Source organism: Shewanella sp. (genome assembly GCF_047975355.1).
Classification (GTDB): Bacteria; Pseudomonadota; Gammaproteobacteria; order Enterobacterales; family Shewanellaceae; genus Shewanella.
On record NZ_JBKEDJ010000058.1, the window covers coordinates 1 to 25,604 of the forward strand.

The 25,604-nt window shown below is 48.0% G+C and carries 19 protein-coding genes, 1 tRNA gene and 1 pseudogene; 12 read left to right on the forward strand and 9 right to left on the reverse strand.

The window, feature by feature from the left end; translation table 11 throughout:
- The coding region (locus ACK5NH_RS15315) for a hypothetical protein (protein WP_416921479.1) at positions 1–281 on the reverse strand (281 nt) is incomplete at its 3' end.
- Between the two features lie 5 nt (positions 282–286).
- Positions 287–1,222, reverse strand: a pseudogene (locus tag ACK5NH_RS15320) (NAD(P)/FAD-dependent oxidoreductase); the annotation flags it as partial.
- A gap of 234 nt (positions 1,223–1,456) precedes the next feature.
- On the opposite strand from ACK5NH_RS15320, the gene ACK5NH_RS15325 reads away from it, so the two are divergent.
- From ACK5NH_RS15325 to gabT, 10 genes are all read left to right on the forward strand, one after another.
- Positions 1,457–2,005, forward strand: a complete 549-nt coding sequence (locus ACK5NH_RS15325) for a cupin domain-containing protein (protein ID WP_039977919.1) — start codon at positions 1,457–1,459, stop codon at positions 2,003–2,005.
- Between the two features lie 378 nt (positions 2,006–2,383).
- Positions 2,384–3,145: a gamma-glutamyl-gamma-aminobutyrate hydrolase family protein gene (locus tag ACK5NH_RS15330; protein ID WP_416921437.1), complete on the forward strand. Its 762-nt coding sequence runs from the start codon at positions 2,384–2,386 to the stop codon at positions 3,143–3,145.
- Between the two features lies 1 nt (position 3,146).
- A complete protein-coding gene (locus ACK5NH_RS15335) occupies positions 3,147–4,502 on the forward strand; it encodes a glutamine synthetase family protein (protein ID WP_011623668.1) in 1,356 nt (451 codons plus the stop codon).
- 617 nt (positions 4,503–5,119) lie between these two features.
- Complete coding sequence (locus ACK5NH_RS15340; RefSeq protein ID WP_416921439.1) at positions 5,120–6,220, forward strand: polyamine ABC transporter substrate-binding protein; 1,101 nt, start codon at positions 5,120–5,122, stop codon at positions 6,218–6,220.
- 158 nt (positions 6,221–6,378) lie between these two features.
- Positions 6,379–7,515, forward strand: coding sequence for a polyamine ABC transporter ATP-binding protein (potA, locus tag ACK5NH_RS15345; RefSeq protein WP_416921441.1), 1,137 nt, complete (start codon positions 6,379–6,381; stop codon positions 7,513–7,515).
- Positions 7,512–8,417, forward strand: a complete 906-nt coding sequence (locus tag ACK5NH_RS15350) for an ABC transporter permease subunit (RefSeq protein WP_416921443.1) — start codon at positions 7,512–7,514, stop codon at positions 8,415–8,417. Before potA ends, ACK5NH_RS15350 begins: the two co-directional genes overlap by 4 nt.
- Positions 8,414–9,229 carry an ABC transporter permease subunit gene (locus tag ACK5NH_RS15355; protein WP_011623664.1) on the forward strand — a complete coding sequence of 272 codons (816 nt, stop codon included), beginning with the start codon at positions 8,414–8,416 and terminating at the stop codon, positions 9,227–9,229. The genes ACK5NH_RS15350 and ACK5NH_RS15355 overlap by 4 nt, the downstream gene beginning before the upstream one ends.
- Before the next feature lie 277 nt (positions 9,230–9,506).
- Positions 9,507–10,793: an NAD(P)/FAD-dependent oxidoreductase gene (locus ACK5NH_RS15360; RefSeq protein ID WP_416921445.1), complete on the forward strand. Its 1,287-nt coding sequence runs from the start codon at positions 9,507–9,509 to the stop codon at positions 10,791–10,793.
- A gap of 58 nt (positions 10,794–10,851) precedes the next feature.
- Entirely contained in the window at positions 10,852–12,300 is a 1,449-nt protein-coding gene (gene gabD, locus ACK5NH_RS15365; RefSeq protein WP_416921447.1) for an NADP-dependent succinate-semialdehyde dehydrogenase, read from the forward strand.
- A gap of 102 nt (positions 12,301–12,402) precedes the next feature.
- A complete protein-coding gene (gabT, locus tag ACK5NH_RS15370; protein ID WP_416921449.1) occupies positions 12,403–13,680 on the forward strand; it encodes a 4-aminobutyrate--2-oxoglutarate transaminase in 1,278 nt (425 codons plus the stop codon).
- A gap of 52 nt (positions 13,681–13,732) precedes the next feature.
- Here the strand turns inward: gabT and ACK5NH_RS15375 are convergent, their stop codons facing one another.
- Together ACK5NH_RS15375 and ACK5NH_RS15380 are read right to left on the reverse strand one after the other, a co-directional pair.
- Positions 13,733–14,743, reverse strand: a complete 1,011-nt coding sequence (locus tag ACK5NH_RS15375) for an LLM class flavin-dependent oxidoreductase (protein ID WP_416921475.1) — start codon at positions 14,741–14,743, stop codon at positions 13,733–13,735.
- A gap of 416 nt (positions 14,744–15,159) precedes the next feature.
- On the reverse strand, positions 15,160–16,710 hold the full coding sequence (locus tag ACK5NH_RS15380) for a peptide MFS transporter (protein ID WP_416921451.1): 1,551 nt from the start codon (positions 16,708–16,710) through the stop codon (positions 15,160–15,162).
- 419 nt (positions 16,711–17,129) lie between these two features.
- Here ACK5NH_RS15380 and ACK5NH_RS15385 point away from each other — a divergent pair, with 419 nt between their 5' ends.
- A complete protein-coding gene (locus tag ACK5NH_RS15385; RefSeq protein ID WP_416921453.1) occupies positions 17,130–19,250 on the forward strand; it encodes a methyl-accepting chemotaxis protein in 2,121 nt (706 codons plus the stop codon).
- A 234-nt stretch (positions 19,251–19,484) separates the two neighbouring features.
- Here the strand turns inward: ACK5NH_RS15385 and ACK5NH_RS15390 are convergent.
- The 5 genes from ACK5NH_RS15390 to rpsU all read right to left on the reverse strand — a co-directional run bounded on the left by ACK5NH_RS15390 (position 19,485) and on the right by rpsU (position 24,304).
- A tRNA-Ile gene (locus tag ACK5NH_RS15390) sits at positions 19,485–19,561 on the reverse strand.
- Between the two features lie 283 nt (positions 19,562–19,844).
- Positions 19,845–21,695, reverse strand: a complete 1,851-nt coding sequence (gene rpoD / locus ACK5NH_RS15395) for an RNA polymerase sigma factor RpoD (protein ID WP_416921455.1) — start codon at positions 21,693–21,695, stop codon at positions 19,845–19,847.
- Positions 21,696–21,830: 135 nt separating this feature from the next.
- Positions 21,831–23,555, reverse strand: coding sequence for a DNA primase (gene dnaG, locus ACK5NH_RS15400; protein ID WP_416921457.1), 1,725 nt, complete (start codon positions 23,553–23,555; stop codon positions 21,831–21,833).
- Positions 23,556–23,638: 83 nt separating this feature from the next.
- Positions 23,639–24,082, reverse strand: coding sequence for a GatB/YqeY domain-containing protein (locus ACK5NH_RS15405; protein ID WP_011717923.1), 444 nt, complete (start codon positions 24,080–24,082; stop codon positions 23,639–23,641).
- Between the two features lie 6 nt (positions 24,083–24,088).
- Positions 24,089–24,304, reverse strand: a complete 216-nt coding sequence (gene rpsU / locus ACK5NH_RS15410; protein WP_006080725.1) for a 30S ribosomal protein S21 — start codon at positions 24,302–24,304, stop codon at positions 24,089–24,091.
- Between the two features lie 214 nt (positions 24,305–24,518).
- Here rpsU and tsaD point away from each other — a divergent pair, with 214 nt between their 5' ends.
- The gene (gene tsaD, locus ACK5NH_RS15415; RefSeq protein ID WP_416921461.1) at positions 24,519–25,535 is read left to right on the forward strand and encodes a tRNA (adenosine(37)-N6)-threonylcarbamoyltransferase complex transferase subunit TsaD; all 1,017 of its coding nucleotides are present in this window, start codon (positions 24,519–24,521) and stop codon (positions 25,533–25,535) included.
- Positions 25,536–25,604: the final 69 nt, after the last annotated feature.

Here is a 25,604-nt window from a genome sequence, read left to right on the forward strand (position 1 = left end):
ATGCCTATCATGCCGCCCCACTCGTAATCGATGCGTACGCCTTTTAACTGTGGGAATACCTTTTCAAGGTTCGGCCTGAGCGCTGCTTCAATATCCTTAGGATCTTTGCCTGAATAAGGGCTTTGTTTCCTAAAAGGATAAATAGCTATACAGCGCTTATCACGACAGGAAAAACGAGCCAACAGCCCTTGTCCCGTCGTTGATTTTTTTTCGCTACGCAGAAGATTCTCCTGATTTAGAACTAATAACTTTGTGTTTTTACTATTAGGAAACAAAGCCATGAATAAGTACAAAGTCCACCGAAGAGTAAGCGTCTATCCGCCGATAAGTGGAAGTAATCTAAGGTGATTCGCATGTCTGCAAAGGCCATATTTTGCGGGATAATGCTTTGGGATTGCGCTTCTATCAGTGGCTCGGTTGCAAGCAAGTAGCTCCCCGCGGGCAGTACTTTACCGCCGATGTAGCTATTTAGTTTATGGCCAATATAAGCGTTGCCCGCCAGCACGACATATTGGCAAGTCACTTCACCTTTTGCCGTTAATACTCGCGGTTTATCCCCTGGAATAATCTTTTCTGCGGCGCTGTATTCAAATAATTGAGCGCCCAAGTCACGGGCAACACGAGCCTCGCCCAAGGCCAAATTCAGCGGATGTAAATGGCCGCTGCCCATGTCGACTAGAGCGCCTTGGTAAAAGTCTGAGCCGATAACTTCTCCGAGCTGAGACTGAGTTAATAGTTTGATTTCATGCTGATATCCAAGGCGTTTAAGGTGGTCGAACTCTTGTTCTAGTTCGAGCATGTGCCGAGGCTTAACCGCCAAATCGCAATAGCCCATTTGTAAATCGCAATCGATGTGATGGGTCTGTATGCGATTTCGCACAATCTCTACCGCTTCAAATCCCATCTGTTCAATGGCGCTCACGCCCTCTTGGCCGATCTCGTTGATAAATTGTGCAGGATCATGGCCAATACCGCGGATCAGCTCGCCACCATTACGCCCTGAGGCGCCCCAGCCAATGCGCTTGGCCTCGAGTAGCACCACGTTTAGGCCCTTTTGCCGCAGTTCGATAGCCGTGTTAATACCGCTGAAACCACCGCCGATGATGCAAACATCTGTGCTTACCTTGCCCTCAAGTTGGGGATGGGCGTAAATTTCTTTTGCAGTATCAACATAATAAGACTGGGGATATTGTTCACTATGAACGGGAGGTTTGGTGGTCATTTGAGCTCCAAAAAATTGTTTTTATTGTAAATTGGACTTGTCCCAGTATACTCATCACACTTTTGTGATACTGCTAAAAAGTGTGCATTTTATTTAACATATTTTTTAGATAGAATACAACGGAAGCGATTAAACTCACGCTTTTAGGGCTAAAATGTGTTTGGGATGATGTTTATCCTGAACAACCTGTTCTTCATCTATCGGGGCAACCGATCCTTTGGGGAGATGCGAAATTTGGATATTGGAGCCAGTCTCAGAACTGTTCGAAAAATGAAAGGCTTATCTCAGCGTGAGCTGGCTAAGCGTGCTGGTGTGACTAACAGTACGATTTCGATGATCGAAAAAAACAGTGTTAGCCCATCCGTCAGTTCTTTGAAAAAAGTATTGTCGGGTATCCCTATGTCTTTAGTGGATTTTTTCTCGATTGAAGCCTCGATCGAGAGTGAGCAAAAAGTGGTTTATCGCTCCGATGAACTCCTCGATATAGGTACTGGGCCGTTAGAATTTAAGTTGATTGGCCGCGACTTTCCCAATCGTGCCATGTCGGTGATGAGTGAAACCTATCCGCCGGGTTCGGATACGGGCGAGGAAATGCTGAAACACGAAGGTGAAGAGGCGGCCATGGTGATCGAAGGTAAATTCGAACTGACCGTTGGCGACGAGGTATATATCTTAGAAGCGGGTGATAGTTACTATTTTAACAGTGAGTTACCCCATAGATTTCGTAACCCTTTCGATGAACCCTGTCGATTGGTGAGTGCAACAACGCCAGCGAATTTCTAATCGCATAGCGCTGTCCTAGATTGTTTAGGATGGCGCAATCCTGACATTCCCCCTTATCAACCTCATATCAAACTGACTTTGGATTACAAAATATTATTCAAAGTGTAAATAATATTTTTCAAATGAGCCTAAATCAGCTCTGTTTATCTTTGCTGATTTTCATCCAAAACAACCGCTATAAGCCGATTCTGTTACCCTTAGGCAACACAATACCCCCTAATTTCCTGTATTACATCCCAAAATGCTGTCTTGCAACTAAACGATCATTAACAAGTGTTTAACCTCTTGCCTGAGGTTAAAATTCGGTGTACTGTGTGAAAAAATGAACATTAAAACTTAACATGTTCATTATGCAGTCATTCAAGGTGAAGGTGAGTTATGTCTGTCGAGTTGCCCCTTATTGGTGTTATTGCGTGTAATCAACAATTGGGATCACATCCCTTTAATATTGTTGGTGAAAAATACCTCTTAGGTGTAGTGAATGGTGCTAAGGGCTGGCCCTTAGTGATCCCCTCATTAGGCGCTGAACAACCTATAGAGGCGATTCTGGCCTGTCTCGATGGCATTCTCTTTACTGGCTCGCCTTCGAATGTTGAACCCCATCTTTATGCTGGTGAACCGAGTGAAGCCGGTACTCACCACGATCCCAAGCGCGATGCCACCACCTTACCGCTTATTCGCGCGGCCATAGCGGCGGGTATTCCAGTACTGGGTATTTGTCGTGGCTTCCAAGAGATGAACGTGGCTTTTGGTGGCAGTTTGCATCAGAAGTTGCACGAAGTGGGTGGTTTTATTGAACACAGAGAAGATAAAGAGGCCTCGTTAGAGGCGCAATATGGGCCATCCCACAGTATCACTGTGGAGCCTGGGGGGGTCATTTACGAGGCCTGGGGCCGTAACTCGGCAGAGGTAAACTCTGTACATACTCAGGGCGTGGAGCGTCTTGGGATTGGGTTGCGGCCAGAAGCTTATGCTCCAGATGGTCTAGTGGAGGCCTTCTCCGTTATAGACGCAAATGAATTTGCCCTCGGTGTGCAATGGCATCCTGAATGGAAGGTGAGTGAAAACCCATTTTTCCTCTCTATATTCAATGCTTTTGGTGATGCGTGCCGTCGTAGGGCTACAACTCGAGTGAAATAAAATGAATAAGCTAATCGCTTTTTTAAAAGAACGAAAAATCACAGAAGTCGAATGTGTTATCAGTGATATGACAGGTATCGCCCGCGGAAAAATTGCCCCAGTGGATAAGTTCCTCGACGAAAAAGGCATGCGCTTACCCGAAAGCGTGTTGCTGCAAACCGTGACCGGTGACTTTGTCGACGATGATATTTATTACAGCTTGCTCGACGACGCGGATATCGATTTTGTCTGTGTCCCCGATGAAAATGCGGTGTTTATGCTGCCTTGGACCATTGAAGCCACAGCACAAGTGATCCACGATTGCTACGACAGAATGGGCAATCCCATCGAATTATCGCCACGTAACGTGTTGAAGAAAGTGCTCTCGCTATATGAGCAAAAAGGCTGGGAGCCAGTCATTGCACCTGAGATGGAGTTTTATCTCACCAGCCGTAGCGATGACCACGATTTACCCCTTAAGCCACCAATTGGTCGCTCGGGCAGACCCGAAGCGGGACGTCAGTCTTTCTCGATTGATGCGGCTAACGAATACGACCCGCTTTTCGAGGATATGTATGACTGGTGTGAGCTGCAAGGTTTAGATATCGATACGCTGATCCACGAAGACGGCCCAGCGCAAATGGAGATTAACTTCAGCCACGGTAATCCATTATCTCTTGCGGATCAGGTGTTTGTATTCAAGCGCACCCTGCGTGAGGCGGCATTAAAGCACAATGTGTGCGCCACCTTTATGGCTAAACCTGTGACCGATGAGCCAGGCAGTGCCATGCACATTCACCAAAGCGTGATTAATAAGGAAACGGGCAAAAACATCTTCACTAATGAAGACGGAACTCAAAGCCCATTATTCCTAAGCTATATCGCTGGTTTACAAAAGTTTATTCCTGAACTCTTGCCGTTGATGGCGCCCAATGCCAACTCGTTCCGCCGTTTCTTACCGGGCACCTCTGCGCCAGTTAACTTGGAATGGGGTGTTGAGAACAGAACCTGCGGTCTGCGTATTCCTGAGTCTTCACCGCAAAACCGCCGCATTGAAAACCGTATTCCCGGGGCAGATGCGAACTGCTATTTAGCCATAGCTGCGAGCTTACTCTGCGGTTACATCGGTATGGTGGAAGGGTTAAAACCTTCGACACCAGTGCAGGGTAAATCGAACGAAAGCCGTAGCAACAATCCACATTGCCTGCCGTTAACCTTAGAAGAAGCCTTAGCGGCGATGGAAGAGAGCGATGCCTGTAAGGAATATTTAGGTGAAGCCTTTACCACCGGCTTTGTGGCGGTCAAACAGGCCGAGCTTGAAAACTTCCGCCGCGTCGTGAGTTCGTGGGAGCGGGAGTTCCTATTACTCAGTGTGTAATTTGCACTGTTTTTGTTCAAAACTGTCACGGCCTTAACGGATTTAGGGTCAAGATAGCGGGAATATTTGAACAATCAGTAAAAATGCTCTGCACCAATTTGGTAAGTTTGCTTAACTTTGGTGCAGAGCGTGTTTAAATTTAAGGAGTTGCATACGCGTTACAGTAAGGTCAAGGCAGTTTGAAATCTCATTCAATGCACTCAAAGAGATGATGATTTTGTACCTTGGTAGCGTGTGCATAAATTTGATTGAAATAAGTTTTTTATAACTTACTGTTAGTTAAGCTTAAAAAGAGTTTTTCCTGAGATGGTTTCAGCGGTTTTTCTAGGGGCTTGAGGCATTTGTCTTAATGTTGCAAGATGTAGGGCGTACATATATCTAGTCTGTTTTACTGCTTGTTAATGCAAGTATATAAATCGACAAATTTGGCATGAAATCTGATACTCCCATCAATTGCAGCCACCTAGAGATGAAGGCATTATGGTGCTGTAGAGACTGCCGATGCGGTTTTTAAGGTGTAGCATTGGTCGAGAATAACAACAATAACCGAGCAGAAGGTCGGTGACACAATTTCAGAATTGTTAAAGGCAATTCTGCTACCCGAGAAAGGAGAAAGCATGAAGCTATTTAATAAGATGACGACTTTGGCTTTAGTAACCGCGGGCGCCCTCGCAAGCGTTGCTGCCCAAGCTGAAGAAGTAGTGCGCGTATATAACTGGTCTGATTATATCGCGGAAGATACCTTAGAAAACTTCAAGAAAGAAACGGGCATTCGGGTGATTTACGATGTGTTTGATAGTAACGAAGTGCTGGAAGCCAAGTTACTGTCTGGCCGCAGTGGTTACGACATCGTGGTTCCATCTAACCATTTCCTCGCTAAACAAATTAAGGCTGGCGCATTCAAGCCGCTAGACCGCTCTAAACTCAGCAACTTTAAAAACCTCAATGCCGATCTGATGAAACAATTAGAGAAGGCTGACCCGGGTAACCAATATGCCGTGCCTTACCTCTGGGGTACCAATGGTATCGGTTACAACATAGATAAAGTGAAAGCCGCAGTGGGTGAAGATGCGCCATTTGATTCTATGGAGCTGATCTTTAACCCAAAATATGCTGAAAAAATCTCTAAGTGTGGCTTTGCTATGCTCGATTCGGCCGATGATATGGTGCCACAGGCGATGATCTACTTAGGTCTTAACCCTAACAGTACTAAAGCCGAAGACTATGAAAAAGCAGGTGAATTACTCGAAAAAATTCGCCCTTACGTGACTTATTTCCACTCATCACGCTATATCTCTGATCTTGCGAACGGCGATATCTGTGTGGCATTTGGCTTCTCTGGTGACGTATTCCAAGCCGCGGCCCGTGCCGATGAAGCGGGTAACGGTAACAAGATTGGTTACTCGATTCCAAAAGAAGGCGCGAACCTGTGGTTCGATATGTTAGCTATCCCAGCGGATGCGGCTAACGTTGAAAATGCTCACAAACTTATCAACTACTTACTTCGCCCTGAAGTGATTGCGCCTATCTCTAACTATGTGGCTTATGCTAACCCTAACGACCCTGCACAGCCTTTAGTTGATGAAGCGATTCGCAATGACCCTGCGATTTATCCACCAAAAGAAGTGTTAGATAAATTGTATATTGGCGAAATCCGTCCATTGAAAATCCAACGCGTATTAACCCGCGTCTGGACCAAAGTGAAGTCTGGCCAATAATCGAGAAGGGGCAAGCATTGCTTGCCCCTTTAATAATGCAGACATTGGCTTGCTCCTTGAGCATTCGGCCTACAGATTTTATCTCTATTCATTAATTCATTGTGTAAATCTCAAGTATTGAACGCCTTGTCGCAGCAATACTCGGGTGGAGAAGTACTATGGCAAGCACCTCGGGCGTCACCAACAACCCCACTACAAAGACGCAAGAAAAAGTCCTGCTTAAGATTGAGCGGGTCAGTAAATTGTTCGACGATGTACGTGCGGTTGACGACGTATCATTGACGATTAATAAAGGTGAGATTTTTGCTTTACTTGGGGGCTCTGGATCGGGTAAGTCGACCTTATTACGTATGCTCGCGGGGTTTGAAAGACCCACCTCTGGGCGGATTTTTCTCGACGGTGAAGATATTACCGATTTGCCCCCCTACGAACGTCCCATCAATATGATGTTCCAATCCTATGCACTCTTCCCCCATATGACGGTCGCGCAAAATATCGCTTTCGGTTTAAAGCAAGATAAGTTACCCAAAGCGGAAATTGAGCAAAGGGTGCAAGAAATGCTCAAGCTGGTGCATATGGAACAATATGGCAAACGTAAGCCGCATCAGCTTTCTGGTGGTCAGCGTCAACGGGTGGCGTTAGCCCGCTCCCTCGCGAAACGTCCTAAGTTATTGCTACTCGATGAGCCGATGGGCGCGCTGGATAAAAAGCTGCGTACTCAGATGCAGTTAGAAGTGGTTGAAATTCTTGAGCGTGTTGGCGTGACTTGTGTAATGGTGACCCATGATCAGGAAGAAGCCATGACCATGGCGGGCCGAATTTCGATTATGAGCGACGGTTGGATTGCCCAAACCGGCTCACCCATGGACATTTACGAGAGTCCAAACAGCCGCATGATTGCCGAATTTATCGGCTCAGTGAACCTCTTTGGCGGCGAGATTGAAGTGGACGAAGTCGACCATCTCATCATTAAACCCAATGACTTAGCACAGCCTTTCTATGTGGGTTACGGGGTAACGACCAGTGCCGAAGAAAAGCATGTCTGGTTAGCAGTACGTCCCGAAAAAACCATTATCAGTCGTGAGCAACCCGAAGGTGAGTACAACTGGGCCAAGGGCATAGTGCATGATATCGCCTACTTAGGTGGCATCTCTGTGTACTACATTCGCCTCGAAAACGGCCAAATAGTGCAATGCAGTATGACTAACCGTGAACGCCGTGCCGACCATGCGACGTGGGATGATGAAGTGTTCATCAGCTGGGAGGACACCAGTGGCGTGGTGTTAAGATCATGAAGATGAAGTCAAAACTAAAATGGCTTAAGGGACGTTTCTGGACGATTAGCTTTCCCTATGCTTGGTTGTTGTTGTTCTTTGCCTTGCCCTTTGCCATTGTCCTTAAGATCAGTTTTTCGACGGCGGCGATTTCGATTCCACCCTACGAGGCAACCTTCCAATATGTGGATGATGTATTAAACATCTTCCTGCATTTAGGTAACTACTTGATGTTGTTAGATGATTCGCTGTATTACACCGCGTATCTCAGCTCATTAAAAATGGCGCTCATTTCGACCATTGGCTGTTTGATCATTGGTTATCCCATGGCCTATGCCATTGCCCGTGCGCCAGCAAGGTTGCAAACCGTGCTGCTGCTATTGGTAATGCTACCTTCTTGGACCTCGTTCTTAATCCGCGTTTATGCCTGGATGGGGATCTTAAGTAACACGGGGATTATCAATAACACATTGATGTGGTTAGGAATCATTTCTGAGCCATTGCAAATCCTCAACACCAATATCGCCGTCTATATCGGGATTATCTACGCCTATTTGCCCTTTATGATTTTGCCGCTGTACGCGACCTTAGTGAAGTTAGATATGAGCTTGATTGAGGCTGCATCTGACTTAGGGTCGAGCCGTTTAAATACCTTCTGGAAAATCACTTTCCCATTATCGAAGAGTGGGGTGATTGCAGGTTCAATGCTGGTATTTATTCCTGCGGTAGGGGAGTTTGTGATCCCTGAGCTGCTCGGCGGCCCAGATTCTCTGATGATAGGTAAAGTGTTGTGGCAGGAATTCTTCAATAATCGTGACTGGCCAGTGGCCTCATCACTGGCGATTGTGATGCTGGCACTCTTGATTATTCCTATTACCTTATTCCATCGCTATCAGGCGCGTAGTTTGGAGAAAGACCTATGAAAAAGCTGAGTTTTTCTTCGGTGATGCTGTGGTTCGGCTTGTTCTTCTTGTACGCACCTATGTTGATCCTGGTAATTTATTCGTTTAACGAATCTAAGTTAGTAACAGTGTGGGGCGGGTTTTCACCTAAATGGTATGGCGAGTTATTTGCCGATCAGCAAATTCTCGATGCGGTGTGGACGAGCCTTCGGATTGCGTTTTACAGCTCAACCATGGCGGTGATTATCGGCACTATGGCCGCCTTTGTGATGACGCGGTTTAAGCGCTCTTGGGCCAAGCTCACCCTGTCGAACATGATCACTGCGCCTTTGGTTATGCCTGAGGTGATCACGGGTCTGTCACTGCTGCTGCTATTTGTGCATATGGCGGATCTCTTAGGTTGGCCGAAAGAGCGTGGCATGGTGACAGTTTGGATTGCCCACTCGACCTTCTGCGCGGCCTACGTGGCTGTGGTGGTGTCGTCAAGATTGCGTGAGTTAGACATGTCAATCGAAGAGGCGGCAATGGATTTAGGCGCAACGCCGCTTAAGACCTTCTTCCTGATCACTGTGCCTATGATTTCACCGGCATTAGTGGCGGGCTGGTTGTTATCCTTTAGTCTGTCACTCGATGACTTAGTGATCGCAAGCTTTGCCTCTGGCCCAGGTGCAACCACCTTACCTATGGTGGTGTTCTCCTCGGTGCGTCTGGGGGTATCGCCTAAGATCAACGCCTTGGCAACACTTATCATTCTATGTGTGTCGTTAATCGCCTTCCTGTCTTGGTATATGGCAAGACGCGCCGAAAAACGTGAGCGTATGCCGCTGAACTAATAAGTGGTGATACAACACAGAGTGAATAAACATTGAGTTGTCATTCTCTCGCGAAAAGGATGGCCTTGATTGCCAAGGTCATCCTTCTTTCTCCCTCCAAGTCTTCTTATCTGTACCTCCACTCAATTTCAAATCCGTTTAAGGCAGTAAGGATACTTTGTTTGAAATATCAAACATCGTGTAAATTATTGTGCTTTTATGGCTAGTGTTTCCCGATTTGAAGGTGTAGGATGTGATAGTTGTTTAAAATAATGAACATAAAAATCAAGGGAACATCATGTCAGCCATACCTCACACTGGATCATATTATGCGGCATCGGCCAACGATAAGGTTGAGCGCGCGCGTTTACAGGAATCGATTGAAGCCGATGTTTGTGTGATTGGCGCTGGGTACACTGGCCTGTCTGCCGCCCTGCATTTACTCGAATCGGGTTTTAGTGTGGTGGTGCTCGAAGCGGCGCGAATTGGCTGGGGAGCATCGGGGCGTAATGGCGGACAAATAGTCAACAGCTATAGCCGTGACATTGATACCATTGAAAAAACCGTTGGCAAAGAACAAGCCAAGCTTTTCGGACAAATGGCCTTCGAGGGCGGGCGTATCATCCGTGAACGTATCGCTAAGTACAATATTGATTGCGATCTAAAGGATGGCGGCGTATTTGCGGCGATGAACGAAAAGCAAATGGGCCATTTACGCCATCAAAAGCAGTTATGGGAAAGCCATGGCCACGTGGGCAAACTTGAGCTGCTCGATGCAAACAGTATTCGCTCTGTGGTAAATACTGAGCGCTATGTCGGCGGTATGTTGGATAAGAGCGGCGGCCATATTCACCCGTTGAATTTAGCCTTGGGTGAAGCCCGTGCAGTAGAATCCCTCGGCGGAAAAATTTTTGAAGACTCAGCGGTACTGCGGATCGATGAAGGCGATAGTCCTGTGGTGCACACCGCTAAGGGCAGCGTAAAAGCCAAGTTTGTGGTAGTGGCGGGTAACGCTTACCTAGGTAAACTCATGCCTGAATTACAAGCTAAATCCATGCCCTGCGGCACCCAAGTGATCACCACAGAGCCCTTGGATGAAGAGCTAGCCGCAAGTCTGTTACCTCAAGATTATTGCGTCGAAGATTGTAACTATCTGCTCGATTATTTTAGGCTGTCTGGCGACAAGCGCCTGATCTACGGCGGTGGTGTCGTCTATGGTGCCCGCGATCCCGCGGATATCGAATCCCTGATTATCCCTAATATGCTCAAAACCTTCCCGCAGTTAAAAGGGGTTAAGGTTGATTACGCTTGGACGGGTAACTTTTTATTGACCTTATCGCGTTTACCACAGGTCGGCCGTATTGGTAAAAACATCTATTATTCACAGGGTTGTAGTGGCCATGGTGTCACGTATACCCACTTGGCAGGCAAGTTAATTGCCGAAATGCTCAATGGTCAAGCCACGCGTTTCGATGCTTTTGCGGCGCTGCCCCATTATCCCTTCCCCGGCGGTCACGCCTTACGTGTGCCTTTTAGTGCGCTGGGGGCATGGTATTACAGTCTAAGAGACAAATTAGGTATCTAATTTATTGTAATTTTTTTATACGAGGTAAGGCATTACCTCGCTGCGAGAGGAATTTCCTGTGTTGTTAAAAGACCCGAGTCTGCTGCGTCAGCAATGTTATATCAATGGTCAGTGGTGCGATGCACAGTCAAAAGAAACTGTCGCTATCGCCAATCCCGCGACGGGCGCGGTGATCGCCAGTGTCCCTGTGATGGGGCAAGCCGAAACTCAAGCGGCGATTGCGGCTGCCGAAGCGGCCTTGCCCGCATGGCGAGCACTTACCGCAAAAGAGCGTGGTGCCAAGCTGCGTCGCTGGTTTGAATTACTCAATGAAAACAGTGATGACTTAGCGCTAATGATGACCACTGAGCAGGGCAAGCCTCTTGCCGAAGCTAAGGGTGAAGTCACTTACGCTGCCTCCTTTATCGAATGGTTCGCCGAAGAAGCAAAACGCGTCTATGGCGATACGATTCCTGGGCATCAGGGCGATAAACGCATCATGGTGATCAAGCAGCCCGTGGGCGTGACTGCGGCTATTACTCCCTGGAACTTCCCTGCGGCGATGATCACTCGTAAAGCCGCGCCAGCACTGGCAGCGGGTTGTACTATGGTGGTGAAACCTGCGCCGCAAACGCCATTTACCGCATTAGCCTTGGCCGTGCTTGCCGAGCGCGCTGGGATCCCCGCAGGGGTGTTCAGCGTGATCACTGGCGATGCTATCGGCATTGGCAATGAGATGTGCAGCAATCCAGTCGTGCGTAAGTTGTCTTTCACCGGCTCGACCCAAGTGGGCATTAAGTTAATGGAGCAATGTGCGCCGACGCTGAAGAAATTATCTTTAGAATTAGGTGGCAACGCGCCATTTATCGTATTCGACGATGCCAATATTGATGCGGCGGTCGAAGGCGCCATGATCGCTAAGTATCGCAATGCGGGGCAAACCTGTGTCTGCGCTAACCGCATTTATGTTCAGGCGGGCGTGTATGACGAATTTGCTCGCAAGCTCAGTATTGCCGTGGGCAAATTAAAGGTGGGCGAGGGTATTGGCGAGGGCGTAACTACTGGACCGCTGATCAATCGCGCGGCGGTCGAAAAAGTCCAGAGCCATCTTGAGGATGCGCTCAGTAAAGGGGCTACAGTGGTTGCGGGCGGCAAGCCCCATAGCTTAGGCGGCAACTTCTTCGAGCCAACGGTACTGACACATGTCGATAGCAGTATGCGTGTCGCCCGTGAAGAAACCTTCGGCCCACTGGCGCCGCTGTTTAAGTTTACCGATGTGGATGATGTGATTAAGCAAGCCAATGATACCGAATTTGGGTTAGCGGCTTATTTTTATGGCCGTGATATCTCCTTAGTGTGGAAAGTGGCCGAGGCATTGGAATACGGCATGGTTGGGGTCAACACTGGCTTGATTTCCACCGAAGTCGCGCCGTTTGGCGGAATGAAATCCTCAGGGCTTGGCCGAGAAGGCTCTAAGTACGGCATCGAAGAATATTTAGAAATCAAATATATCTGTATGTCTGTTTAAGCATCAGTTTGGAATAGACCGCCAGTGGTAGCCCTTTGGGCATAGGCATTGTTATCGACATTTGTGTATAGCCAAGTTAGGCACGCGAGCAAGGAATACTAAATGAGCACAACCAATGATTCATTGATGGCACGTCGCCAAGCCGCAGTCGCAGGCGGTGTTGGTCAAATTCATCCTGTTTTTACTGCTCGCGCCGAAAACGCGACCGTGTGGGATGTTGAAGGCCGAGAGTTTATCGACTTTGCGGGTGGTATTGCTGTGCTCAACACTGGGCATTTGCATCCTAAGGTAAAAGCGGCTGTCGCGGCGCAGCTTGAGGATTTCTCCCACACTTGTTTTATGGTGCTTGGCTATGAAAGCTATATCCAAGTCTGTGAAAAACTGAATCAGTTAGTGCCGGGGGATTTTGCCAAGAAGACGGCCTTATTCACCAGTGGCTCAGAAGCAGTTGAAAACGCGGTTAAAGTGGCTCGTGCATACACTAAGCGGGCGGGCGTGATTGCCTTTACCTCGGGTTACCATGGTCGCACTATGGCGGCACTGGCATTAACGGGAAAGGTAGCGCCTTACAGTAAAGGTATGGGATTAATGTCGGCCAATGTGTTCCGTGCCGAGTTCCCCTGTGCGCTGCACGGCGTGTCCGATGATGATGCGATGGCATCGATCGAGCGCATCTTTAAAAACGATGCTGAGCCGAGCGATATTGCGGCCATCATCCTCGAGCCTGTACAGGGTGAGGGTGGATTTTATGCCGCATCGCCAGCCTTTATGCAACGTTTACGTGCACTTTGCGACCGCGAAGGCATTATGCTGATCGCCGATGAAGTGCAAACTGGCGCGGGTCGCACTGGAACCTTCTTCGCCATGGAGCAAATGGGCGTGAACGCTGATATCACCACCTTTGCGAAATCCATTGCCGGTGGCTTCCCACTATCAGGTATTACGGGTAAAGCTGAAGTCATGGATGCCATTGGCCCTGGTGGCCTTGGCGGCACCTACGGTGGTAATCCGCTGGCCTGTGCGGCAGCGCTCGCAGTACTCGAAGTGTTTGAAGAGGAAAAGCTGCTTGAGCGTGCCAATGCGATTGGCGAGCGGATTAAGTCGGCGCTAAATACCATGCAAGTCGAACATCCACAAATTGCCGATGTGCGTGGTCTAGGGGCGATGATCGCCATTGAATTGATGGAGGAGGGCAAACCCGCGCCTCAGTACTGTGCTCAAATCTTAGCCGAGGCTAGAAACCGAGGATTGATTCTCCTCTCCTGCGGCACCTACGGAAATGTGCTGCGTATTTTGGTGCCATTGACAGTGCCAGACGAGCAGCTTGGAGCGGGGCTGGGCATTCTTAAGTCCTGCTTCGATGCCGTGTTAAAAGGTTAACAGAGATAAAAAATCCCGCTTAGGCGGGATTTTTGATGGCGTGGTTTAACGCTTAAGAGCCTTTTATCTCCATCAGGATTTGCAGTGCACGCTCACGTTTGTCCTGATCATACAAATCGTTGGTAAAGATAAACTCATCGACACCCAGCTCCTTCACTATCATCTCTAAGCGGTGCTTGATGGTGGTGGGGCCACCTGTGACGGATAAGCCTAAAAAGTTATCGACATAGGTTTTTTCCTGCTCGCTCCACAGGCCATCCATGCTGTTTACGGGCGGTTTTAACCACAGTGCATCACCACGGATCAGCGCAAGTACCCGTTGCTTGGAGGTGGTGCTCAGGTATTCGGCTTCGGCGTCCGTCTCGGCAGCGATTAGCGGCAGGCCAAGCATGACATAGGGCTTATCCAACACCTTAGATGGCTTAAAGTCGCGGCGGTAAATCTCAATCGCATCATAGAGGAACCTTGGCGCAAAATGTCCTGCAAATACATAGGGTAGGCCGCGCTGGGCCGCAAGCTGGGCGCTAAACAAGCTAGAGCCAAGTAGCCAAATCGGCACATGGGTGCCTTCGCCGGGAATTGCTCTCACGGGATGACGGCCATTGTAGTCGCCGAGTAAGGTTTGTAACTCGCTTACCTCGGCGGGGAATTGCTCCGCACGGCTCATATCGCGGTTAAGGGCGCGGCTGGTGATTTGATCGCTCCCCGGTGCGCGGCCAAGCCCTAAATCGATACGGCCAGGATAAAGGCTCTCAAGCGTACCAAACTGCTCGGCAACCACTAACGGCGCATGGTTAGGCAGCATAATCCCGCCCGCCCCGACGCGAATGCGTTTAGTATTCTCGGCAATATAGCCAATTAACACCGATGTCGCGGCGCTGGCAATACCGGGCATATTGTGGTGTTCGGCAAACCAGAAACGATTAAAGCCTAAGTCATCGGCAACCTTAGCGTATTGCAGGCTGGCGCGCAGCGTGTCTCTTATGCTGGCGCCTTGGCGAACGGGGGCGAGCTCTAAGAGTGAAAAGGGAATATCCGCGAGGGGAGACTTAGCCGCTGGCATGGCCTGCGATTCGGGGGCAGATGGTGTTGAAGTGAATGATGTAGACATAAATTAAGCGCCTCTTTGCGTGAGTCAGCTCTGTGGCAAATGGCTTATTTGGGCTCCCACGGATGAATGCTGTGGAAACCTATGCCCTTGCTTGCCAAGTGCTGATGGAGTCTTACACTAAGATATGGTGACGCATAAATGATAAACAAGGTTAATGCTTGAGCTTAACACCGCCCTAAAACTGGAACCGAATATCTTGGTTTTGTGAACAGGGCTGAAAGCCTTATCCCAAGCCGATGCGTGAAAAATCAGTAAAGAAATATCAGACCATTTAATGATGAGCAGTAACCTAAAGGTATAAAAAACTGCCGCAAGCTGTGCTTGTCGGCAGTTTTCATTGCTCACAAATTGTTTATGTGGGGGCGGGATTATTGCTCGGCTTTCACATCTCGTAGTGAGGCCGCAGCATTATCTTCGATGCTGTTATGGGCGTGATGACTTTCTGTCAAGCGGCGCATCAGCGGCAATACTGCTAAAGCGATAAAAGTACAAACCACAGCCGCAATACCTAATTTATTGAATAGATTGGTATAGACGGGCAGAGTTTGCAGCGGATCGACTAAGTCCTGTGGCACGCTAGCAAAGTTCGCCACAACGCCGCCTAAGTACTGGGAAATACCCGATGCCACAAAATACGCGCCCATCATAAATCCGCCCATGCGAGCCGGTACGTAGCGGGCGATCATGGCTAAACCTAGACCACTCACGAGCAGTTCGCCCAGTGAGTAAGAGGCGTAACCCCAGATCATCACCCAAGAAGAGGTTTTACCCTCAACGGCAAATTGGCCTGCAAAACCGTAGATAAAGAAGCCAATGGCGACAACCGCAAAACCTAAGGCGAACTTAGCGGCAATCGAAAAGTCTTTATTGTTACGGCCTGCCCAAGAATAACTCCACGCCAGCACTGGGCTTAACACCATGATCCAGATTGGGTTCAGTGCTTGGAACTGTGCAGGAGACCAAGTCCATAAATGGGTACCAAAGACTTGGAAATCCCAATCGACGTTACGCAGCGCAAACAGGGCCAGCGAGGTCGACATCTGTTGATAGAAGATAAAGAAGAAGACGGTTTGCACAGTGAGGATAAGCGCCGCGATAAGGCCTGCACGCTCGCTTGGCTCACTGGTGCGAATTAAGTGGAAGAAAATCCCTAATACCGCGACACCCGCTGCATATACGAATACCCGGGCAACATCTTCATATTCAAGAATAATGGCCGAAGCCACAACGGAAAGCGCCGCTAATACCAAGACAATCGTCAGATTCTTCTTATTGACTGGGCGAGTATCTGGTTCTGAACCATAGTTGGCGAGACTCTTATACATCAGGGCATAGTTACCTAAACCGACGATTAAGCCCACACAACACACGGCAAAGGCAGCATGCCAGCCAAACTCGTTACCGTATTGGGCGTTAACATAGTCCTTAATCCAAGGCGTTAACAGCATAGAGAAGGTTGAGCCGACGTTCACTGCCATGTAGTAGATGGTAAAGGCGCTGTCGATTTTAGAGTCATCGCCTTCGTAGATCTTACGTACTAAGTTACCGGCATTGGGTTTAAACAGGCCGTTACCGACCACAATCACCCCAAGGGCGGAGAACATAAACCAAGTGTTTTCGGTCGGCACAGTCATCAGGGCATAGCCGACAGATAAAATCCCTGCACCGAGCAACATAGTGCGTTTGGTGCCGAGAATTTTATCCCCAACCCAACCGCCGATGGCTGGCGACACATAAATCAGCGCCGCACAGGCACTCCAGACTAAATTTGCACGGGAATCATCAAAGCCAAGACGCTGCACCATAAAGTACACGATCAGCGCCTGCATGCCGTAATAACCAAAACGTTCCCATAATTCGATAAGTGACACAGTCATGAACGAATGTGTCTTGCTTACCTGATTGGTACCAAGAGTCATAAAGCTTGCTTCCGTTATTGTTGTTTTGTGTTCAAGGCCAAGAGTATAAGGCGAGAGTCTGTGCAAACCAATGCCACAAAGCTACAGAATAGACTTTGTTACAAATGAAATGGGCGTTTTTAATCTGGAATTAATTTTTGTAAAAAAATGGCGGATCGTTCGCACAGGTTTATTGTGGATTGAGTCATATCGCTGCATCGCATTTCGCGATAAATACCAAACTTTCATCGATTGAGGTACAAGTGAAGATAGGCCCTACATGAGTCAGTAAAAAGTTTTACTTATAATTAACAATTCACTATCTTAAAGGCTGGTAATCTCGTGACTGAGTGCTATTTTTTAAACTGAGAAGCAAAAATAAAAATGAACTAGATCAAAATATTTAGGCTCTTGACCTTCTATCCTTTGGAGTTTACTCGATGAAGCATTTGTCCATCAGTACTAAGTTGTTGTGGATCACTTCCGCCTTATTTCTCTCAATTGTTGCCATTCTTTCCATCAGCCTCTGGTGGACCCTTTCGGACCAAAACACTGAACTGTCCAATCAGGTACAAGAGACCCTACAAATTGAAACCCGTGACAAACTCGAAGCCCGTGCGGGTGAATATGGCGAGATGGTGGCGGGTTTTATTAACGAAGCCTATCGGATCCCGTTCTCCTTTTCCGGCATGTTAGAAAGTACGGCGGATGAGTTGCCGTTAAAGCGTGACCGTTTAGAACTGGCGGTGGCGGCGGTGTTAAAGAAAAATACTCAAATCTCTTCTATGTATTCGCAATTTGAGCCTAACGGTTATGATGGACTCGACAGTGAGTTTTTAAATATCGAAGTTAGCCACAGCGTCGCATCATCTGGGGCATTGGAGGTGTATTACACTCGCAACGATGATGGTACGGTTGAGCATCATCAAATAGATGACTCATCGGAGAAATATGTCACGACCTTAAACGAATTTGGGATCCGAGAGGCTGAATGGTACTTATGCGCCAAGGAAACCTTAAAACCTTGTCTGATGGAGCCTTATCTCTATGAAATCAGCCCAGGCAATACGGCCTTGATGACATCATTAACTGTACCTGTGGTCAAGCATAAGCAGTTTATTGGGGTAGTGGGCGTCGATGTGAACTTGCCTGTATTTCAAGCATTAATCGATAAATTGTCTAAGAGCCTTTACAACGGTCAAGCCAAGGTAACCTTACTCAGTACCCGTGGGTTAGTGGTTGCTGCCAGCCATTACAGTAAAAAAGCGCGCCCTCTGAGTGAATCTATCGATCCTAAGCTTGCCTCGCAAATCATCGCTTTACACAAAAATGGCGGCTACATGGCGAACGATGATGAGATTATCGTGGCCTATCCGATAAAAATCCCACTGGCTAAGGCGGAATGGTCTCTGGCTATTCAAGTTCCTAAAGCGCAGGCCTTCAAGAGCTCTATTGAGTTGAACGATAAAATGGATGAAATGGCCACGTCACTTGGCAGCATATTGCTAATTGTCGGTTTAGCGGTTTCTATCTTAGCTGTCGTTACTATCAGCATAGTGATCCGTAGCATTATCGCACCGCTGAAGATGATCCAAGGTCGTGTGGAACATCTTGCCAGTGCCGATGGTGATTTAACCCAATCCATTGTAGTCGATGCCCATGCGGAACTGATTGCACTGGGCAAAGGCTTTAACTCCTTTATCCATAAGTTGAAAGACCTGATTAGCGAGTTAAAAACGCTCGCAGGACGCACTCAGGAAGAAAGCCTCTCCTCGGCGCAAATTGCGGAATTGACCCGCGATAGTGTCCATCGTCAGTATGGCGAAATCGAAAGCGTGGTAACCGCGGTCAACGAGATGAGTGCTACAGCGCTTGAAGTGGCGAAAGCCTCTGAGCAAACCGCCGCCGAAACCGAAGCTATGTCCCGCAATGTACGCCTGAGTGAAGAGAGCCTGACTAAGGCCATGGAATATGTAACCACTATGTCGCAGGAGTCTATGCAGGCTAAAGTTGCGGTGAGTAAAGTGGCTGAAAGTAGCACTAATATTAGCCGTATTCTTGAGGTGATTAGCTCGATTGCGGCGCAAACCAACTTGCTTGCCCTAAACGCCGCGATTGAGGCGGCGCGTGCTGGTGAGCAAGGTCGAGGTTTTGCCGTGGTGGCCGATGAGGTGAGGGCGCTTGCCTCTAAAACCCAAAGCTCGACCGATGATATCAGTGTGCTTATCGATGCCTTACAAAAAGAAGTTCACAGCGCGTCTGGCATTATTGATAAAGGTGCTGAACGGGCGCAGATGGCTGTGTCGCAAACCGAACAGGCGCTGACCTCGCTCAACTCTATGGTCAGTCAAATTGAGGAAATTTCCTCTCAGGTCACACATATCGCCGCCGCAGCAGAGGAACAAAGCGCGGTAACTGAAGAAGTTAACCGCAATATCACTGGCATTTCTGACTCGGCCTCGGAGCTGGCGCGCCTCGCGGGTGAAGCGCAGCAAAGCAGTGTGGTCCTTGCCGAACTGGTGAAACAGCAGCATCAACAATTAGGTAAGTTAAAGACCTAATTAAACCGAGCGCCATAGTACGATTTGTGCTAGGCGGGGAGAAGTATCAAGGCGCTTAAGTGGATTTCACTAAGCGCCTTTGTTTTTAGTGTTATTCTGGCAATCGACTAGCAGGACAAACTGAAGTTGTGTTTAGTTCGTTATCGGGAATGAGCCGCGTGGATGTGAGTTAGCATCGATAGATTGCAGGAACAAAAAAGCCCATTATGAAATGGGCTTTTTTGTTGAATTGGGTGGTGGCCCCTCACGGACTTGAACCGTGGACCTAACGATTATGAGTCGTGTGCTCTAACCAACTGAGCTAAGGGGCCGACTAAAGGTAATCGTCATTACCTAAAGCGAGTGGCAGTATACTAAGCTTGTTTGCGCTTGTCACCCGTGTTTTTTGATGAAATTCACCGAATTGATTCAAGTGGTTATCTGTTAATCAACTGTGGTTTCGGCTTTGGTTACTTGCAGAGGTTGGATTCGAGGTGTGATTTATAACCATCTGATCTTGAAGGACGATGGCAAATTGGTCTCAATTCTATGCTTAGGTTGTGAGCACTAATAAAAAGCCCCGCTAGGCGGGGCTTGGAATTAAGCTTGGGTTTACTATTCGTCTAAGAATGACTTTAAGATTTCCGAGCGTGAAGGATGGCGCAGTTTACGCAGGGCTTTCGCCTCAATTTGACGGATACGTTCACGGGTCACGTCAAATTGTTTACCCACTTCTTCCAGCGTGTGGTCGGTATTCATGTCGATACCAAAACGCATACGCAATACTTTCGCTTCACGGGCTGTTAGGCCTGCTAATACCTCATGGGTCGCACTCTTCAGACTTTCGCTGGTGGCGCTGTCCAGTGGTAATTCGAGGGTAGTATCCTCGATAAAATCGCCTAAATGCGAATCTTCATCATCACCGATTGGGGTTTCCATGGAGATAGGTTCTTTAGCGATTTTCAGTACCTTACGGATCTTATCTTCCGGCATCATCATACGCTCTGCCAGTTCTTCAGGTGAGGGCTCACGACCCATTTCCTGTAGCATTTGACGAGAGATACGGTTCAGCTTATTGATGGTTTCGATCATGTGTACTGGAATACGGATCGTACGGGCTTGGTCCGCGATTGAGCGGGTGATTGCCTGACGGATCCACCAAGTCGCATAGGTCGAGAATTTGTAACCACGACGGTATTCGAACTTATCTACTGCCTTCATCAGACCGATGTTACCTTCTTGGATTAAGTCCAAGAATTGCAGACCACGGTTGGTGTATTTCTTAGCGATAGAAATTACCAGACGTAAGTTTGCCTCAACCATTTCTTTCTTCGCACGGCGAGCCTTGGCTTCACCGATTGACATACGACGGTTGATGTCTTTTATGGCGGCAATGACTAGGCCTGTTTCTTCTTCGATGGCGGCCAGCTTGCTACGGCAACGCTGCACATCTTCTTCAACCATTCTTAAGCCTTCGGCATAAGGCTTGTTCGAGTTCTTTTCAGCATCGAACCAATCTAAATTGGTTTCGTTACCAGTGAAGAATTTAACAAAGTTCTTCTTCGGCATTTTGGCTTGTTCGACGCAAAGCTTCATCAGGAGACGCTCTTGCACGCGAACACGATCCATCATGGTACGCATGCTTTTCACTAAGCGGTCGAACTGCTTAGGTACTAGGCGGAACTCTTTGAAAATTTCACCGATTTCAAACAGTGCTTTTACCGATTCAGGATGCTCACGACCTTTGGCTTCGATGATTTTAAGCGCATTTTCGTAGGCTGTTCTTAATTGACTAAAGCGTTCACGAGCCTCTTCAGGATCGGGACCCTTGTTGCCATCGTCATCGCCGTCGCCATCACCGTCTTCGTCTTCTTCGTCTTCATCGTCATCTTCATCATCGAGATCTTCTTCCGATAATTCAGAGCCGATATGGGTTGCGGTAGGACCTAGGTCTTCCTCGTCCGGGTTAACAAATCCAGAGATAATATCAGACAGGCGCAGTTCATCGGCTTCGTATTGGTCGTACTGTTCAAGGATCATGGCGATCGCTTGAGGGTATTCAGCGACAGAGCTTTGAACTGTGTTGATGCCTTCTTCGATGCGTTTGGCGATAACAATTTCGCCTTCACGGGTCAGCAGTTCAACGGTACCCATTTCGCGCATGTACATACGCACTGGGTCTGTGGTGCGGCCTAGCTCACTTTCTACTGTGGCAAGGGCGGCTGCGGCTTCTTCCGCTGCATCTTCGTCTGTGTTGTCTTCCGACATCATCATGTCATCGGCATCTGGCGCTTCTTCGAACACCCGAATACCCATGTCATTTATCATCTGGATAATATCTTCGATCTGGTCAGAATCGACCATGTCTGCAGGTAAGTGATCGTTCACTTCTGCATAGGTTAAGTAACCTTGCTCTTTACCTTTGGCAAGCAACAGCTTGAGTTGCGACTGCGGAGTATGATCCATAGATATCATCCAAGTTGGGAAACTGTTACAACGACGGACAGTTAGCTTATGCTAAGTGCCGCGCAAATCGTCAATTATAGCCATGTGCACTTACCTGTGCTAGTCACTGGGATACTGAATGAGGACATTTTTGCCTCAGTTTAGTCCTTTCATGACTGAGATCAGCTTCTGCAGCTGGATCTTCTCTTCCTTAGTATGGGTCTGTTTTAGACTCAATTCCTGATATCGTTGTTCAATATATTGATTGTTCAACCAAACCAGGGTCTGTTTAAACTTTTCGAGCAGGTTTTCATCCGCCACTTGATGGTCCCATTGGGCTAATTTATGCAGCGTCCCGCTGTGGGGGCTGTCTCTGAATTGTTCAAGTAGTTGTGCGCTGTTTAACCTATGCTCTCGTGTTAATTCCAACAGCAATGGCAGCAAGTCGATGCCTGGCATTTGCAGATGGTTTAATGCCGGTTGTGGGGATAATCCCATTCCCAGCTCGGGATGCTGTACTAGCAAGGCGATGGCAAGTCGCAATGGTGTACCGCGTCCTTTGAGTCCCGTTGATGCTGTGGGCTTAGTTTGTTTGACACTAAAACCCAGTTTTTTCTTCATATCGTCTGAGCTGTTCATGCCTAACTTGTGAGCTAAGTTCTCAAGCAGTAGGTTTTGCAGCACAGTATCTTGAATTTTTTCAATTAGGCCAAAGGCTTGTTTGGCTAAGTTACCTTTATCGGTACCAAATTTAGTCGCTAATGTATCAAACAAAAATTCGGGCAGGGTGATGGCGCTTTCCATCATTTGCTCGAATGCGTCTTTACCAATCTTGCGAACCATTGAATCGGGATCTTCTGATTGTGGTAAAAACATAAAACGTACTTTATCCCCAGGTTTGAGTAGGGGTAAAGCGGTTTCTAAGGCGCGCCAGGCGGCCTCATTACCGGCTCTATCGCCGTCATAACAACAAATCACTTCCTTAGCACTACGCAGCAACAATTGGAATTGTTCTGCCGTCGTCGAGGTGCCAAGGGAGGCGACCGCGTAATCCACGCCATATTGAGCGAGGGCCACCACATCCATATAACCTTCGACAATCAGTACCTTATCGGGATCGCGATGACGTTGTTTTAACTCGTATAGGCCGTAGAGTTCATTGCCCTTATGAAATATGGGCGTTTCTGGTGAATTCAAGTACTTGGGGGTGCCATCACCCAATACTCTGCCGCCAAATCCAATCACACGACCACGGCGGTCACGAATGGGAAACATCAGGCGGTCACGGAATCTGTCGTATCTTTTACCGCTGTCATTGCTGATCAGCATGCCTGCGGTTAGGAGTTTATCCTGTGCATCTTGACTATGTCGGTAGCGGCTTAATAAGCCATCCCAGCCGTCGGGCGCAAAACCAATCCCAAAATGCTCAACAATATCATCGGATAATCCGCGATAGGCGAGGTAGTCGATGACTTTTTGCTTGTCTTGGTGTTGTCTTAACTGGGTTTGAAAAAAGCGACTCGCTTCTTCCATTAATTGGTAGAGATCACGGCTTAGGCCATCGTCTTGGCGTTTACCCGTGCCTTGTTCCCTTGGGACTTCTAAGCCCAGTTGTCCGGCAAGATCTTCAATAGCATCGATAAAATCGAGTCTGTCGTACTCCATCACAAAATCGATGGCGTTGCCGTGGGCTCCGCAGCCAAAGCAATGATAAAACTGTTTATCGCGGCTAACGGTAAACGAAGGTGATTTTTCGCTATGAAAAGGACAACAGGCCGAGTAGTTTTTACCCGCCTTTTTCAAGGGCACCTTGCGGTCGATAAGTTCGACAATGTCGGTGCGAGCGATTAGCTCATTGATAAAATCACGAGGTATTGCCATTGAGTGCTTAAAATCTCGCCTTGCGCGAATTTAAACAAACAAGCCGCGCATAGGCACGGCTTGTTCATACATTGAAACGCTAATTATTGCAATTTTGCACGGATCATAGCGCCGATAGCGCCCATGTCTGCACGTCCTTGAACTTTAGGTTTTAATGCTCCCATTACTTTGCCCATATCCGCCATGGAGGATGCGCCTATTTCAGCAATAGCGGCATCGATGAACGCGGCAATTTCCGCCTCAGAGAGGGGAGTTGGCAGGAAAGTTTCAATAACTTGAATCTCTTCTGCTTCTGCTGCGGCCAACTCGCTGCGACCCGCTGCTTCATATTGAGCAATCGAATCGCGACGTTGTTTCACCATTTTGGTTAAGACAGCTATAACCTGCTCATCATTCAGAGTTTCGCGGGTATCCACTTCAATCTGTTTAATGGCTGCAAGTGCCATACGAATAGTGCTCAATCTCGCCTTCTCTTTGGCGATCATGGCCTGTTTCATATGGTCTTTTAGCTGATCAATTAGGCTCATAAGAGATTAGTATAAACGTACGCGACGTGCGTTTTCGCGAGAAAGCTTTTTAGCTAAACGTTTAACTGCAGCTGCTTTTGCGCGCTTACGTGCAGTAGTTGGCTTCTCGTAGAATTCACGAGCACGCACGTCGGCTAAAATACCTGCTTTTTCACAAGAGCGCTTGAAACGACGCAGAGCTACGTCGAATGGTTCGTTTTCACGTACTTTAATAATTGGCATACGCCATCACCCCTTAGGTGTAGGTTGTGTGGTTCAATTGCTTGAACCAAGTGTATTTAAAATGGTGCGGAATTTTATACCGAGACAACTAGGCTTGTAAAGCCCTAATCCTTTGAGCAGGGTTTAGCCATGGGAATATGATGATCGGCGACTGGAGTAATTGTCATCATACAGGTAGAATTAGCGCCCTTTGGTAATTTGAATATGAGGCACCATGCGGGTTCTAGGTATTGAGACATCTTGTGACGAGACAGGTATTGCCGTCTATGACGATAAGCTGGGGTTACTCTCCCATGCTTTATATAGTCAGGTTAAGTTGCATGCGGATTATGGTGGTGTTGTGCCTGAACTGGCCTCCCGCGACCATGTGCGCAAAATTGTCCCACTGATCCGCCAAGCATTGAAAAACGCCAATACCGAGATTGCCGATTTAGATGGTATTGCCTACACCAAAGGTCCTGGCCTTATTGGTGCTTTATTAGTGGGCGCCTGCGTTGGCCGCTCACTTGCCTTTGCTTGGAACAAACCCGCCATCGGTGTGCACCATATGGAAGGGCATCTTCTCGCGCCAATGTTAGAAGACGATGCGCCTGAGTTTCCCTTTGTTGCCTTGCTGGTTTCTGGCGGTCACTCTATGCTGGTAAAAGTCGATGGTATCGGCCTTTATGAAGTCTTAGGTGAGTCGGTGGATGATGCCGCCGGTGAAGCCTTCGATAAAACCGCTAAGTTGATGGGGCTGGATTATCCCGGCGGTCCACGGCTTGCAAAACTGGCCTCCAAAGGTGAGCCAGCAGGTTATCAATTTCCGCGGCCAATGACCGACAGACCAGGGCTTGATTTTAGCTTCTCAGGCCTTAAAACCTTTACCGCCAATACCATTGCCGCCGAACCCGATGATGAGCAAACCCGTGCTAACATCGCCCGTGCCTTTGAAGAAGCGGTCGTCGATACGCTCGCGATTAAATGTCGCCGCGCGTTAAAACAAACTGGCTATAACCGTTTAGTGATCGCGGGTGGTGTGAGTGCCAACACGCGCTTACGGGAAACCTTGGCCGAGATGATGACCTCTATCGGTGGCCGAGTTTATTATCCTCGTGGTGAATTTTGCACTGACAATGGCGCCATGATTGCCTTTGCAGGCCTGCAGCGTTTAAAGGCAGGCCAACAGGAAGACTTAGCGGTCAAAGGTCAACCTAGATGGCCGCTCGATACTTTACCGCCTGTTGCATGAGTTATCGCAGGCTAAGTAAGCAAAATAAAAACAGCGCATGATGCGCTGTTTTTTATTGTTTTCTTGGAT